We start from the raw sequence: 14349 nt of genomic DNA on the forward strand, positions 1-14349 counted from the left end.
TAAATGAAGTGCAAGAAATGTAAGCTGCCTTCTATAAACAAGCCTCCATAAACCAAAAACAGCAGAGCAGCGATTCTCCTGTTATTGGAGAATCGCTGCTCTGCTTGATTTTTATGGTGTTGATAGCATAGCTTAGTTCATTAATTTCGCTTGTGACAGCAAGCGGAGGATGACGGTTGCCGCTTCCGCACGGGTTGCGGATTGACCCGGCTGGAATTGCCCGGTAGGTGTACCGGTGATCAGGCCTGCCTGAACCGCCTTGGCCACATCCTGCTGCGCCCAGCCCGAAATTTTGTCTGCATCCTTGAAGGCTGCAGGCTGAAGCTCTGAAGCCGGGAGCGGCGAGCCTGCAAGGGCCATCGCCTTAACCAGAATAATGGTCATCTCCTGGCGGGTAATGATGTCGTTCGGCCGGAAATTATTGTCCGTTCCGCCCTGCACCAGACCCAGCTCTACGGCTGTTCCGACGCTTCCGGTGTACCATGCGCCGGAGGGGGTATCCTTAAACGAAACATCTGCTGAATCGGAGGAGGAGTAGCCCAGCGCACGAACTATCATCGCTGCGAATTCCGCGCGCGTTGTGGTAGCGTTCGGTGCGAACCTGCTGTCCGTTAAGCCGGTGAGGATGTACTTGGAGGCCAGCTTTTCGACGGATGCCTGTGCCCAGTGCCCCTTGATATCCTCGAATGTCTTGTTGCTTGAAATTACCGCAAATGTGCCGTTGTTCGGACTGTAGAAGGTTACACCGGTGCCGTTGAAGACCGCCGGGACGAAGGTGAAGCTTCCGTCCTTCCCGATCCGGACCACGGTCGTATTCCGGCTGTCTGCCGGACTGTCGAGCTGCAGGGTGCCCCGGGAATAGCTGCCCTTGAACCCTGGAATCTCCACTGTGCGTCCGTTGGCTTCAGCCGTTACCGTGTATTCAATGGCAGGGCTGATTAATTTGCCCTGGGCTGCCAGAACAGCCTGAAGGATCTCTTGCTGCCGCTGTTCCGGCAGGACCGTCATACTGACCTTAAGCTTCCAGTCCCCGGTTCCCAATTGCTGTCCCCAAGCTGCGGTATCAACCGCTTTTACAGGGAAGTGGAAGGTGCCGAGCGGAGACGAGACGGTGATCTGTTCTGCCGCTTTTACTTTCTGCGCATCCAGTGTGGCTGTAGCAGTAGTTCCTGTCACCTCTGCTTCGACGGTCAAATGGCCGCTGCCGCTTGGTGCTTCCGGCTGAACAGGGGTGATCGAACCAATGGTAGGGTTACCGCCGTTGCCACTACCGGCGTTAGTACCACCGTTATTGCCGCCGTCAGTTTCGCCGCCGCCGTTATTGCCGCCGCCAGGATCGCCGCCGCCGTTGTTACCGCCGCCAGGATCACCGCCGCCGTTGTTACCGCCGCCAGGATCACCGCCGCCGTTGTTGCCGCCGCCGGGATCACCGCCGCCGTTGTTACCGCCGCCAGGATCACCGCCGCCGTTATTGCCGCCGTCGTCAATCGCAAGCGTATGCCGCGCATAAATATCGAACCGGTCGAACGCAGGCGCGTATTGGCGCGGAACCGCTGTGTAAGGAGTGAAGCCTTGCGCCCCGGTTCCTCCATAAGGGTTGGAGCCGCCGTCATACGTATTATTATTGGAGAAACGGATGCTGTTGGTGCCTGCTTTCAGTTCAACATCAAAGGTCTGTGTGGCGAACTGCTGCCATGAGATGGTGTTCTTGAAGTAGACTGTCTGCGGCTCGCCGCCGTTGACGCTTACTTGCGCATAGCGTTCAACAACGTCATTGTTGTAAGCATGGGTCCCCGCACTTTCACCGTTCGCGTAGGTAACAACCAGTTTATAAGTGCCTGCTTTGGACACCGTGATGTCCTTAAGCTCCAGATACCGCTCTGCTCCGTCGAAGGAGGTAATGCCGTTCACATATTTGCCGCCGGAAGCGTATTTGGCAAAGGCATCCTCACGGATGAGTGGCAGCTCGGAGCCGGCTGGAGTACCTACGACCGTTGCCGCCTCTGCCTCAACGGAATATACAGAAGTCTGGTTGACGAAGGCTGCGTTAATATAATCGAGACTAAGCGCAGCGCTGGAACGTACATCAACCAGGTTAATGCCTGTGCGTAAGAAGGTTGGGACTGTAGCGGTCTGCCATTGTCCTCCAGTATCCGCAACAGGCAGATCCACGAGCGGCTTGCGGTCATGTTGAATTTGCATTTTGCCCGCGCCAGATGCGGCATAGCGGATCTGCAGATCATACATGCCGTCCTGCAGCACACTTACCACAAAGCGGGTATTGGCTTCCTGGCTGCTGCCGTAACCGGTCACATATCCGGCGCCCTCGAAGCCTTCAAGGCTGCTCTCTCTCGACAACCCCAGCGTAGGGTCGTAGTCGGCGAATTCCGCCTGCACACGGTAGTTGGGGTGTGCGCCCGGTAAGCCGCTATACGTTAGTTCGATTGCGTCAAGGGTGGATTCGCCCTGGCCTGCTTCTCCCGTATCCGGGTTGTATTTGCTGATGCCGATGGAATGTGTTCCTTGCGTCAGATCGGCAAAGATCGTATTGCCTCCCAGCAGCTGCATGTTGTAATCCGCACGCAGAACCACCTTCGTTGCCGGCTGATCGTCAATCTTGATGAACCATTCGGAATTGATGCGCTGATTCGCATCTCCGGTATTGGACTGATTGCGCAGGGTGGAGGTTGCGCCGCTGCCGCCAATCAGATCCAGACGGTAGCTCCCGTCTGCCGGAACCGTAACATCGGTCCACTTCACCAGGCTGTCCGCAGCCTTGATGCCTTGGACGTACTGGCCGTTCGAGGCGGAGCGTCCGGTACTCTTGCGCGGATAGTGATCCGTCAGGGTCACATTGGTCCGCACCTGCGCATTCTCAGCCTCGAAGCGCTTATAGAAAGTCTCCTTCGGGGCATGATCTACAGCCGGAGTAATGACTGCATAATACGCCGAGGTGTAATCGTTCAGGTTGACATCCAGTGTGACCGAGCCGTTCTTGACGGGATAATCACGGTCCAGGATCTGGGTAGGCTCTACGAGAAATCCGGTCAAGCCCGTATATCCAGCATGCCATACGGTGATATGCACCGCTTCTGCTTCTGTGAGGAAGGAGGGGCTGTTCCCATTGCCTGTCACGTTATTGAACACGATCTGGCCGTCTCCTTGGGTGCCTCCGAACGCGATACTGACCTGCTTTTTGTTGTCCTGAATGGAGCTTAGCCCGTACAAGCCGGGGCCGAAGGCATCATTCTCATGTCTGGCGTTGATGACCTCAATCTTGGCCATGTCGCCGCCCATCATATCGGCATACCACTTGTAGAGCCACCATGCCCCGTTAGGCTCGTTCTGCCCGGCGAGCAGGGACCCGTAGGAGTTGGCCGTGTTCCAATACGGCAGCATGCTGTTCATTTTCAGCTCATCATAACGTGCAATGTAATGAATCAGCGATCCGCCTACGGCAATCTCCGAGGTAGCGGCATACTCGTTGATGTCCACCTTGATCGGGAAGGGAACCGTCCGGTCCGGGTACAGCTCTTTATAGCGCTGCACGGACCCCGCTTCCACCGTCCGGAAGGTTGCTACGTTCGAGGGAGCCTGGTTGAAGGCTTTGTCCCACAGCATATGCCAGCTGATAATGTCCGGCAGACAGTCATTCTCTACGCAGTAGGGAATGAAATCCTCGAATACCTTGGCTCCGTACTGGGTTAGATTTACTCCAGAAATGACTGCACCTGGGTCAATCTCCTTGATTTTCTTCGTTACCGCCAGCCAGTCGCTGTTGAATACGGCTCTTGAATTCTTGCCTGTCTGGTTATCCGCCAGCAGCTGGGGATAACGGGTATTGTTCTGCTCAGGCTCATTGAACGGGATATAGATGAATCTGGCATCCGCATCCCGCCCCGGATTCGCCGCCGCCCATTGCTCTTTATACGCTTTGACTGCCGTTGTAATCGGAATGACGGCTTCCTGAATATATTCGTTAGCCGTTCTGGACGGATAGTACCAATGCTGATAATAATCCTGCATGACAATATTGACAGCTTCCCCGCCAGCCTCGAAGAAATAGTCCGACACCCGCAGCGCGTCACCAGTCGGGTGCTGGATGCCATTCGGCGGCTTCTGGGAGATATGCGAGGGCTTGATCGGAATCAGTGTATTGATATCCGGCACATTCGGCTCGCTGATCGCATACAGTGCGCCGGAAGAGCCATGGAATACAGGTCCGAGCGAGCGGTCTGCCAGATCGACCGAGATTTTGGCCGGCTTGGCTGAAGTGTTCTCTTCATGCTTCGTCGCCGCATAGAGTGCGCTTACCTGAGCGGCATTTAACTGGACATTGTAGATCCGCAGATCGTCGAATTTCCCCTTGATATCTCCATCTGAGGTATAGAGCGATCTGCCGAAATCATTGAATTTCAGGGCGTTCAGATAATCACGCGAGAAGAAATGCTCCAGAACGGAGGGCATGGTCGCTCCAGATGAGCTTTTGCTCTGATCCAGACCTTTGATGCCAACAGGAACACCGTCCAGGTATACCTCATAGGCCCCGCTGCTGGTCATAGTGACGGTCACCTGCTGCCACTTGCCCTTGGCCGGGTTGCGGTTCCAGACGATATCGCCTTTGTAGCTGGCAATCTGACTTGGATTCGTGCCGGTATAGATCCGGTTGCTGAACGTGCCGTCCCCGGCGATGATAATGAACTCGGAGTCCTGCCAGCCGCTTACCCCGGCATTGCTCAGCCCCTTCTCGGCAATTGTGGAGGACAGCAGACGGTTATAGGCGTTAGCCGAAGAGTCGATGTTGGCCCAAAAGGAGATGGACAGTTCATCCTTGATCCTGCTGTAGAGCTGATCGGGCAGCTTCAGCCAGGCAGTACCGTTCCCGCCGCCGGGTAAAGAGAGGACGTCTCCGCGCTGGTCGTCATAGACAATGGCAGCTACTCCCTTAAGCTCGGCGTGTTCAGCGGCCGCATCGGGGTAGACGCTGTTTACCACCGAGGTGCGGGCAAGCACCTGCCCGGAGCGGAAGCTCCACTGGAACAGCGGGGCCGCCTCAGCAGCGGTCTTCAACTGGAGCTGATCCGGCGCAGTCTCCTGAACAGTAGCAGCCTCCGGCAGTGCAGCAGCATCCGCCACCGCAGCAGCATCCGGCTCCGCCGGGGAAGCAGGGGTTTCATCGGAATCAGGTGCCGTAACCGGAGTGGTCACTAACTCCGAATCAGTCACCCATACAGAATCTTCCACAGGAACCGGGTCTGCGGCCGGAGCTGTGGAAGCGCTTGCCAAACTGGAGGGCAGGAGAGTCAGAATTGCCAGTATAGATATCAGTGAACGCTTAAGATATAGCCTCAATAGATACTCACCTCTTTTTGTTTTTTGGGGATACCTGTCCTAATAGAACGGTCTGCGCACTTGAAACACTTCTCTATTCACTAACACTTATCTCCGCATAGGCACCGCAACCTCCCTGTCATGGCTGTTCGCTTCACCGAGAATGTTAAGTGAATGACCCTTACTATAAAATCAAGCTTTTTTACTGTTTTTGTTCCTTTCTTTACGTCTCTGGGTTACTGCCTGGAGCGGGCAGACAGGGAAGCTGATGCGGGAGCCGTAGAATTCTGCCAGCCCTTTCTCCGTAATCCCCCTACATGTAAAAAAGGGAACGAAAAGAGTAAAAAAAAGACATGCAGAGCAGGGTGGCGGGAAAGCAGCCGGGAGTCTATCATTATAGGTATTCTACAAAGGTATTCCACCAACTCTGCCGCCGGAGGTTATGACTTGAAAGCTCCCTTCACCTTGAAGCCCAGCCGCCGTTTTGTGAGCGTGAAGAACAAGATGCTGTTCTTTTTCCTGCTGGCCATTCTGATTCCGGTTGTGATTCTGTTCGCTAACTCCTATATCTCCTCCCAGCAGATGCTTGAACGTAAATATACAGATCTGCTGGCCGATGTGACGAGACAGTCGAATATCCGCATCGAGGAATTCCTGGAGGACACGAAGCAGATTTCGCTCATCGCCAGCTACGGGATTAACAGCTACATCTCAGCGGTCTCGCAGGAGAACTACCCGGTACAGAACTATCTGCACGACAGCTCCGTGACGAACGAACTGCAGGCCACGCAATTGCTGATGAATTACATCACTATGAAGGACCGCGCCATCTCTATCTATGTCTACAATCTGGTGAATGGCAGCGACCTTTATGTGGCCCCGAACAAACCTGTCGATTATACCTACAACCCCCGCAAGGAGGACTGGTTCACCGAATTCCTGCGTTCTGACGATATTACGCGCGATTTGCCGACCCGGCTGGACCTGCAGACCAAGGCGGACAGCAATTGGACGATCTATAATCTGCGCAAAATCTTCGATATGGAGAACGGCAAGCTGATCGGCGTAATGGCGGTAAGTGTAGACATAGATTTCATCAACCGGTTGAACAAGCGGATGGAGGCGGGCAACCGTTCGGCCTTCACTGTTACCGATGACAGCGGCATAATTATATTCAACAACAATTATAACCTGATCGGCAAGCCGTTCAGGACACTTTTCCCGGTCCGTGAGGAAGAACTTGCCGCAGGTTCAGGCAGGCAGATTGTCCGTGTATCCGGCAAGGATTATATTCTGATCCAGTCGCCATTTGAGGAACATAACTGGAAGACTTATATGTATATGCCCGTGGAAGAGCTCGCGGTGGAAGGCGATATCCTGAAGCGGAATCTGTGGACGATTGCTGTCGTGCTTATCCTGTTCGCCCTGGCCAGCTCGGTGTACATGTCGAATCTGATCACCCGGCCGATCAAGCAGCTGATCCGCAATATGACGCTGGTGGAGCAAGGGAAATTCGATAATCTCCCGGCGGTCCGCTCGAATGATGAGATCGGTGTCATGGCCAGCCGGTTCGAGCAGATGTCCGCTGAACTCAAGCAGCTGGTGGAGCGGATCTACGTGGAGCAGGAGCAGAAGGTCGAGGCTGAAATTCGCGCGTTGCAGGCCCAAATCAGTCCGCATTTCCTGTACAATACGCTGAATTCAGTCAAATGGATCGCCACCATGCAGCAGTCGGAGAAGATTGTTGAGATGACCGGGGCGCTGATCTCCATGCTCCGTTATACTGCCAAGACGGACAACCGGCTGGTGCCGATCCGTGAGGAGCTGGAGCACATCGGCCATTATATAATCATTCAGAAGGTGCGATATTTCAACCGGATCGAGTTCCATTCGGAAGTGGAGGAGACGCTTGCGGAGCAGGAGATTCCGAAGCTGAGCATCCAACCGCTGGTCGAGAATGCGATCTTCCACGGAATTGCCGACCAGGAGGACGGGCTGCTGTCTATCGAGGTCAGGCGGGCCGGGAATGCTGAACTCACCATTACGGTCAGAGACAACGGTGCGGGCATGAGCGCTGAGGCGGCAGCGAAGCTGCGCAGCAGGCTGGGCGGTGCAGAGGACAGCGGCGGCATCGGCGTTATCAATGTGCATCAGCGGGTACGCCGGTTATACGGCGAGCCGTACGGGGTATCGTTCGAGAGCAGTCCGGGGCAAGGTGTGGTATTCGTAATCACAATTCCCATTCGGGACAGGAAGGGGGTCTATTGAGTATGCTGGGTGTGCTTATCGTGGATGACGAGCTGCTAATGCGTATCGGCCTGAAATCGATTATTCAATGGGAAGATGAGGGATTTACGATTCTGGGGGAGGCCGCAAACGGGCGCGAAGCGCTGGAACTGGCCGGGACGCACCGGCCGGATCTGATTATTACGGATATCAAAATGCCGGTGATGGACGGTCTGGAGCTGATCCGGGAGGCCCGGCGGCTGGACATCGGCGGGCAATTCGTCATCCTTAGCTGTCTGGAGGAATTCCAGTATGCCCAGGAGGCGCTCAGGCTCGGGGCGGCGGACTATCTGATCAAGAGCGATATGAAGCCGCACGAGCTGGTGCATGTGCTGGAGACGGTTAAGAAGCGGGCGGTCCGCATCTCCGCAGGCAGCTCCTCTGGAATGCCGCCCGGCTCCTACAAGGAGAGCATCGGGTATTTGAAGGAGACGCTCTTTAAGGAGCTGATCAGCGGCTTCAAGGCCGCCGGGGATGTGCGGGTTAACCGCGAATCTCTGCGCATCCGCTTGGCGGATGAGCCGATGGTGCTCCTGAAGCTGCGGATTAACCATTTTGAACAGCATAGACGCAAGTATGTGGAGCAGGATGAGAAGCTGCTGCGTTATTCAGTCACCAATATTCTTGAAGAGATTCTTCCGCGCAAGCGGGCGAAGGAGATCATTGTGATGAACTCTGCGGAATATGTGCTGCTGCTGGATCTCGGGCCGGAGGGGAGGATTGTCCGCGCGGAGATTGAACGCGCCGCCGCCAAGATTCAGGCGGCTATGAAGGATTTCCTGAAGCTGACGCTGTCCATCGGCGTCAGCGGTCCGGCTCCCGGCTTTGGCGGCCTGAAGCAGGCCTATCAGGAGGCAGACATGGCGCTTGACGAGCTGTTCTTCGCCAGCGGGAGCGGCCTGTCCTTCTATGATAAGGCCAGGAGCCGTCAGAGAAGGGGGGAGCGGCTGTTCATCGACAAGCCTTGCATGCGGAAGTTCAGGCAGGATACCGAGAGCGGAAGCGAAGGGGCGCTTGCCTTCCTGAACAGCCTGAAGGATACTATGCTGCTGGAGGGCTGCACGAAGCAGGCGGCGCGTTCGACCTACATACGGATGCTTGGTGCGATTCTGTCCTGCTTCCCGGCGCTTCCCGAGCCGAATGAAGCCGGGCTTACGGTGTACGAGAGCATTCTCCATGAAGAGAGTCTGGAGGGGCTGCACCAGACCGTCGCCGGTTATCTGGAGCAGTGCAGGGCGCAGATGTCGGAAGGCGAATCCTCCCGGAGCTATGCAGAGCAAGCGAGTGAACTCATCATGCAGCTGTATGCGGAGGATATCTCCCTGCAATCTGTAGCGGACCGGATCAACGTGAACGCCTCCTATCTCAGCAGGGTATTCAAGCAGGAGACCGGCGAGAACTTCGTCAGCTTCCTGACCCGGCTGCGCATGGAGAAGGCCAAGAGCCTGCTCAGGGACAGGAACATCAAGGTCTATGAGGTTGCTGAGCGTGTGGGTTATCCGAACACCGCGTACTTCAGCAAGCTGTTCAAGAAGCTGAGCGGGATGAGTCCCGAGGAATACCGGGGCTAGAAAAGTATTAGATTTAATTCAGTAAATAGGGTAAATCCCGCAGGTTCCGAAAAACGGAACTGCACTGGCCGGATGAGTTTGCTCCTAACGGACCTGAGAGACCACTATTCCCAGCAAAACGCCACCTTTTGCGGATTAACGGACTGAGGATCCCTTATCGTCTCTCTACGAGAGGTTTAGGAGTAGAGATTTCAAGAATAAGCTCCATGAGGTCCGTTACTACTTGCCCAAGTGGTAATGTTAAACCAGAATAAGCGCGCCTCAGTCCGTTACGCCGAGCTATTACGCCTTTAATGGACAACTCCCGTCTTCATCTGGGAATGGCACCTGAAGGGGCGCTCCACTCCTCTAGTCATTCAGGCAGGATAGTGGCCCATCCACCAGTATAAATCTGACGCTGTACTAGAACGGCAATTGTCAAAAAAAGAACAGAGTCTGTAAAAGAAGTGCATCCGCTGCGGGTGCGCTTTTTGCATCTTCCGGGGATTGGTCAAAAAAAGGAAATGTTCCGTAAAAAACAGCCATTTCGATACCTGCCCCCTTCACCTACTATTGGAAGTGCAGCAGATGCAGCACATCCTAAATGGAAGTTGGGGGTAATTCTAGTGAAGAAAAAAAGCTTAGCAACCGTATTGTCCATCCTGCTTGCAGCGGCCACCTTGACCGCTTGCGGCAGTGGCAACGGCAACAGCAATACATCGGCTTCACCACCGGCAGAGGCAACGGATGCCGCAGCGGCCACCCAGGCGGCAAGCGGAGAGAAGGTCCAGCTGACCTACGCGATCTGGGATTCCAATCAGGAGAAGGGTCTGCGGACCATTGCCGATGAATTCGAGAGCAAGAACCCGGACATCAAGGTCGATATCGAGGTGACCGGCTGGTCCGATTATTGGACGATGCTGGAAGCGGGAGCCACCGGCGGCTCGCTGCCGGATGTCTTCTGGATGCATTCCAATGAGATCTACCGCTATGCGAATAACGGCATGCTGCTTGACCTGACAGACCGCATCAGTAAGAGCGAGGACGTCAAGCTGGAGAATTACCCGGAAGGACTGAACCAGATCTATAATCTGGGGGGCAAGCAATATGCGGTTCCGAAGGATTTCGACACCATCGGGCTGTGGTACAACAAGACACTGTTTGACCAGGCGGGTGTGAAATACCCGGATGAGAACTGGACCTGGGATGATCTTCACAGCGCCGCGAAAGCGCTCACGAAGGATGGGGTATACGGCTTCCTCGCGCCGATGCATAACCAGGAGGGGTATTACAACTTCGTCTATCAGAATGGCGGCACCATTATTACAGCGGACAAGAAGTCAGGCTATGACGATCCGAAGACGATCGAAGCCCTGGATTTCTATATAAGCTTCGTACGTGACGGACTGTCCCCTGAGGTGTACGGAGATGCCGAGCGTGCCGATCTGCTGAAGAACGGCAAGGCGGCGATGGGCCTGTTCGGTTCATGGAACCTGAGCGGGTTCACAGAGAACGAATTCATGGCGAAGAATTTCGATGTGGCCGTCCTGCCCAAGAAGGCTGCGCAGGCCTCCATCTACAATGGTCTGGGCAATGCGATTGACGCCAAGACGAAGCATCCGGAGGAAGCGTGGAAGTTCGTGGAATACTTAAGCTCCAAGACCGGCCAGGAGCGCCAGGCGGAGCTGGGCGTTGCCATCTCGGCGTACAAAGGTGCAGCTGACAAGTGGGTGGATTCGAACAAGACCTTCAACATCAAGGCATTCGTTGACATGGTCAGCTATGGCGTAATCCGTCCGTATTCCAATACAACGGCTGTCTGGGAAGACAAGGCTTATGAAGCGCTGAAGCCGGCGTTCTCCGGCAAGGTGTCCGTAGAGGAAGCAGCCCGTAATGCAGCGAAGGTGATGAATGAGAGTCTGGCGGAAGAGAAATAAGCAAGAGTCATATGCCTGCGGCAGCCTCAGGGCTGCCGCAAGTTTGATAGGAGAGGGAAGCAGATGAATCATACCGTCAAGAGGAAAATTGGAGCCAAAACCTGGAATGAATGGTCCTGGGGCTGGTTCCTGATTGCGCCAACGATGATCGGCCTTATCGTCCTCAACTTCATTCCAATAGTGCAGACCGCTTACCTTAGCTTCTTCAAGAGCGGAGACTTCGGCAAAGGCAACATCTACATCGGGTGGGACAATTACCGCAAGCTGATTCAAGATCCCCAGGTATGGCATGCTGTCGGCAATACACTGCTCTACACCTTGCTGGTCGTTCCTGTCAGCATTGCCATCGCCATGCTGGTGGCCGTCCTGCTGAACGGTAAGCTCGCGGGCCGCTCGCTGTACCGCACGATCTATTTCATTCCGATGGTCGCCGCTCCTGCGGCAGTGACCATGGTATGGCGCTGGATGTATAACCAGCACTACGGGCTCATTAATTACGGGCTGTCCAAGCTGGGCCTTCCGGCCGTCAACTGGACGACGGACCCGAGGGTAGCGATCTTATCCATCGCGGTGATCGGAATCTGGAGTGTCATCGGCTATAATATGGTGCTGCTGCTCGCCGGTCTGCAGGAGATCCCGAAGGACTACTACGAGGCTTCGGATATCGACGGAGCCAGCCGGGTACGCCAATTTTTCGTGATTACCCTGCCGCTTGTAACGCCAACCCTGTTCTTTGTTGTGGTGACCACGATTATCCAGGCCATGCAAGTGTTCGATGTCATCTATATGATGATCGATGTGAGTAACCCGGCCTATGACCATACAGTATCGCTTGTGTATCTCTTCTATAATAACTCGTTCAAGTACTCGAACAAGGGTTATGGCTCAGCGATTGTAATGGTGTTGCTCGCGCTGATCATGATCATCACCTTCTTCCAGATGCGAGCGCAAAAAAAATGGGTCAACTACATGTAGGAGGCGGCACTATGGCCAAACATAAACAACTTAACCGTATCTTAGCCCACCTTGTGCTGCTCCTGGGAGCAGCCGCGATGATTCTTCCGTTCGTCTGGATGGTGCTGACCTCGTTCAAGTCGGTTACGGAGTCCACCTCGATGAATCCGTTTATCTTTTTCCCCAAGACCTGGAGGGCGGAGAATTATCTGGAGGTATGGCGGCAGAATAACTTCCTGATCCTGTACTGGAATACGTTTGCGATGATGGCTCTAAGGGTGCTGTGCGCGGTGATGTTCAGCGCGATGGCGGCGTATGCTTTTGCCAGACTAAGATTTCCGGGGCGTGACTTCTGCTTCAGTCTGGTGCTGTTCCAGATGATGGTGCCGACCCAGATCTTCATCATCCCGCAATATCTGATGGTCGATGCGCTGGGGATGCGCAATACGATCTTTGCCTTGCTGTTTCCAGGGCTGGTCAGTGCCTTCGGCACCTTCTTATTGAGACAATTCTTCATGGGCCTGCCTAAGGAGCTGGAGGAAGCGGCGAAGATCGACGGCTGCAATATCGGCCAGACCTTTGCCAGAATCATGCTCCCGCTGGTCCGCTCCGGTCTGGTGGCCCTCGGGATATTCACGGCTCTCTTCTCCTTCAAGGACCTGATGTGGCCGATGATCGTCAACACAAGCTCGGACGCGGCGACCCTCTCCTCGGCCCTGGCTAAGATTCAAAGCGCCTTCGCCGTGGACTACCCGGAGCTGATGGCGGCTTCCGTGCTGGCCATTTGGCCGATGCTGCTCATCTACATCCTGTTCCAGCGGCAATTTATCGAAGGAATTGCAACTTCGGGGGGCAAGCTATGATTGTTCGTTGACTGCAATCTATTGAATCGGTCAGAATATAACGATAGGGCAAGAACGTTACAGAACCGAACGGAGAATAGATTAAGGAAGGGGAAGCGTCATGAAGAAGTGGAGACCCGGTATCGGGGGCAGCATTGTTCTGCTGCTGTTCATGATTGGCGGCTGTGATAACCGGAGCAGTACAGACGCTTCCCTGCTGTCCGGCGGAGGCGGAGCGGCAGACACCCGCGAACCCGTCATCCTCCGCTACTCCAGCTATCTGCTGGATACGGCGCAAGCAGGCAAAGTGTATTTTGATGCGATTGCCGAATTCGAGAAGCTGTATCCCCATATCCGGATCGATGCAGATTTCATCCAGAACAATAATTATACGGCGGGGATTAAGATCAGGCTGCTTGGCGGTGAGCCGATGGATGTATTCGATACGTGGTCGCCCAGCCTGTTCGAGGAATTCCGTGCTCTGCGGAGCGATATGTACCTGGACCTGACCGGAGCCGATTTCCTCAAGGAATTCTACCCGAACTCCCTGCTGCCGGTTACGGTGGGCGGCCGGGTATACGGAGCGCCGGAGGTCATGCACAGTGACGGGCTGCTCTACAACAAAACCTTGTTCGACTCTCTCGGGCTGGAGGTTCCGCGCACCTGGGACGAGTTCCTTGCGCTCTGCGTGAAGCTGAAGCAGGAAGGGCTTATTCCGGTGGCAATGGATGCGGAGTGGTCCACAGCCCAGTTCTTCTGGGGGTCTATCATGTCGGATAACGGGGCGGATGCCGCCTGGACGAAGAAGCTGGAGAGCGGGGAGATCCGGACCCATGATCCGGTGTTCGTGGATGCCATCCAGAAGCACCGGGAGATTATCGACCGGGGGTTCGTGCCGCCGAACTGGAAGAGCCTGAAGCATGAGCAGGCCAAGGATCTGGTCGGCACAGGCCAGGCGGCCATGATTATTACCGGAACCTGGGACATCCCCAGCATCAAGGAGCGGAATCCGGCACAGGATATCCGCTTCATGATGGTGCCGGGCAGTGTGCGGACGGTGCCGAATATCAATGTCGGCACGTACCGGGTGATCAGCTCGCGGACGGAGCATCCCGAGGAGGCCAAGCAGTTCGTGGCGTTCATGAACGGCAGGGCTACGCAGGAGAAGCTGGCCGCAGGCGCTTTGGCAGTGCCTTCGGTCATCTCGGCCCCGACGGACCGGAGCGATTCGGTCTCGTCCATTGCCGCTGCGGTAACGCGCGAGGACGCCACGCTCTATTGGCCGCATACGGTATCGACCGAGTCGCTCCAGGTGAAGATTCTGGAGGGCGTCAACCAGTATCTTGCCGGACAGCCCTTGGAGACCGCACTGGCCAATATCCAGCAGGCGATTGATGAGGCTGCGGCCAAGCGGCGGAAATCTGAGTGACCTGAGCAGGAGATAGGAGA

Annotated in this window: 7 protein-coding genes; 6 read left to right on the forward strand and 1 reads right to left on the reverse strand. The window is 55.3% G+C overall.

What is annotated here, in order from left to right; all coding sequences use genetic code 11:
* Positions 1 to 132: 132 nt before the first annotated feature.
* The gene (locus NST69_RS10555; RefSeq protein ID WP_342549212.1) at positions 133 to 5352 is read right to left on the reverse strand and encodes an S-layer homology domain-containing protein; all 5220 of its coding nucleotides are present in this window, start codon (positions 5350 to 5352) and stop codon (positions 133 to 135) included.
* A gap of 426 nt (positions 5353 to 5778) precedes the next feature.
* On the opposite strand from NST69_RS10555, the gene NST69_RS10560 reads away from it, so the two are divergent.
* From NST69_RS10560 to NST69_RS10585, 6 genes are all read left to right on the forward strand, one after another.
* Positions 5779 to 7599 carry a sensor histidine kinase gene (locus NST69_RS10560; protein WP_342549213.1) on the forward strand — a complete coding sequence of 607 codons (1821 nt, stop codon included), beginning with the start codon at positions 5779 to 5781 and terminating at the stop codon, positions 7597 to 7599.
* Positions 7600 to 7601: 2 nt separating this feature from the next.
* The gene (locus NST69_RS10565) at positions 7602 to 9188 is read left to right on the forward strand and encodes a response regulator (RefSeq protein ID WP_342550142.1); all 1587 of its coding nucleotides are present in this window, start codon (positions 7602 to 7604) and stop codon (positions 9186 to 9188) included.
* A gap of 605 nt (positions 9189 to 9793) precedes the next feature.
* Positions 9794 to 11104: a sugar ABC transporter substrate-binding protein gene (locus tag NST69_RS10570; protein ID WP_339255627.1), complete on the forward strand. Its 1311-nt coding sequence runs from the start codon at positions 9794 to 9796 to the stop codon at positions 11102 to 11104.
* A 63-nt stretch (positions 11105 to 11167) separates the two neighbouring features.
* A complete protein-coding gene (locus NST69_RS10575; protein ID WP_339313709.1) occupies positions 11168 to 12079 on the forward strand; it encodes a sugar ABC transporter permease in 912 nt (303 codons plus the stop codon).
* An 11-nt stretch (positions 12080 to 12090) separates the two neighbouring features.
* Positions 12091 to 12921 (forward strand): carbohydrate ABC transporter permease, encoded by an 831-nt coding sequence (locus tag NST69_RS10580; RefSeq protein WP_036729981.1) that lies wholly within the window; start codon positions 12091 to 12093, stop codon positions 12919 to 12921.
* Positions 12922 to 13021: 100 nt separating this feature from the next.
* Entirely contained in the window at positions 13022 to 14329 is a 1308-nt protein-coding gene (locus NST69_RS10585; protein ID WP_342549214.1) for an extracellular solute-binding protein, read from the forward strand.
* The last annotated feature ends 20 nt before the right edge of the window (positions 14330 to 14349 follow it).

It is taken from the genome of Paenibacillus sp. FSL P2-0089 (genome assembly GCF_038595095.1).
In the GTDB taxonomy this organism is placed as follows: domain Bacteria; phylum Bacillota; class Bacilli; order Paenibacillales; family Paenibacillaceae; genus Paenibacillus_AQ; species Paenibacillus_AQ silagei.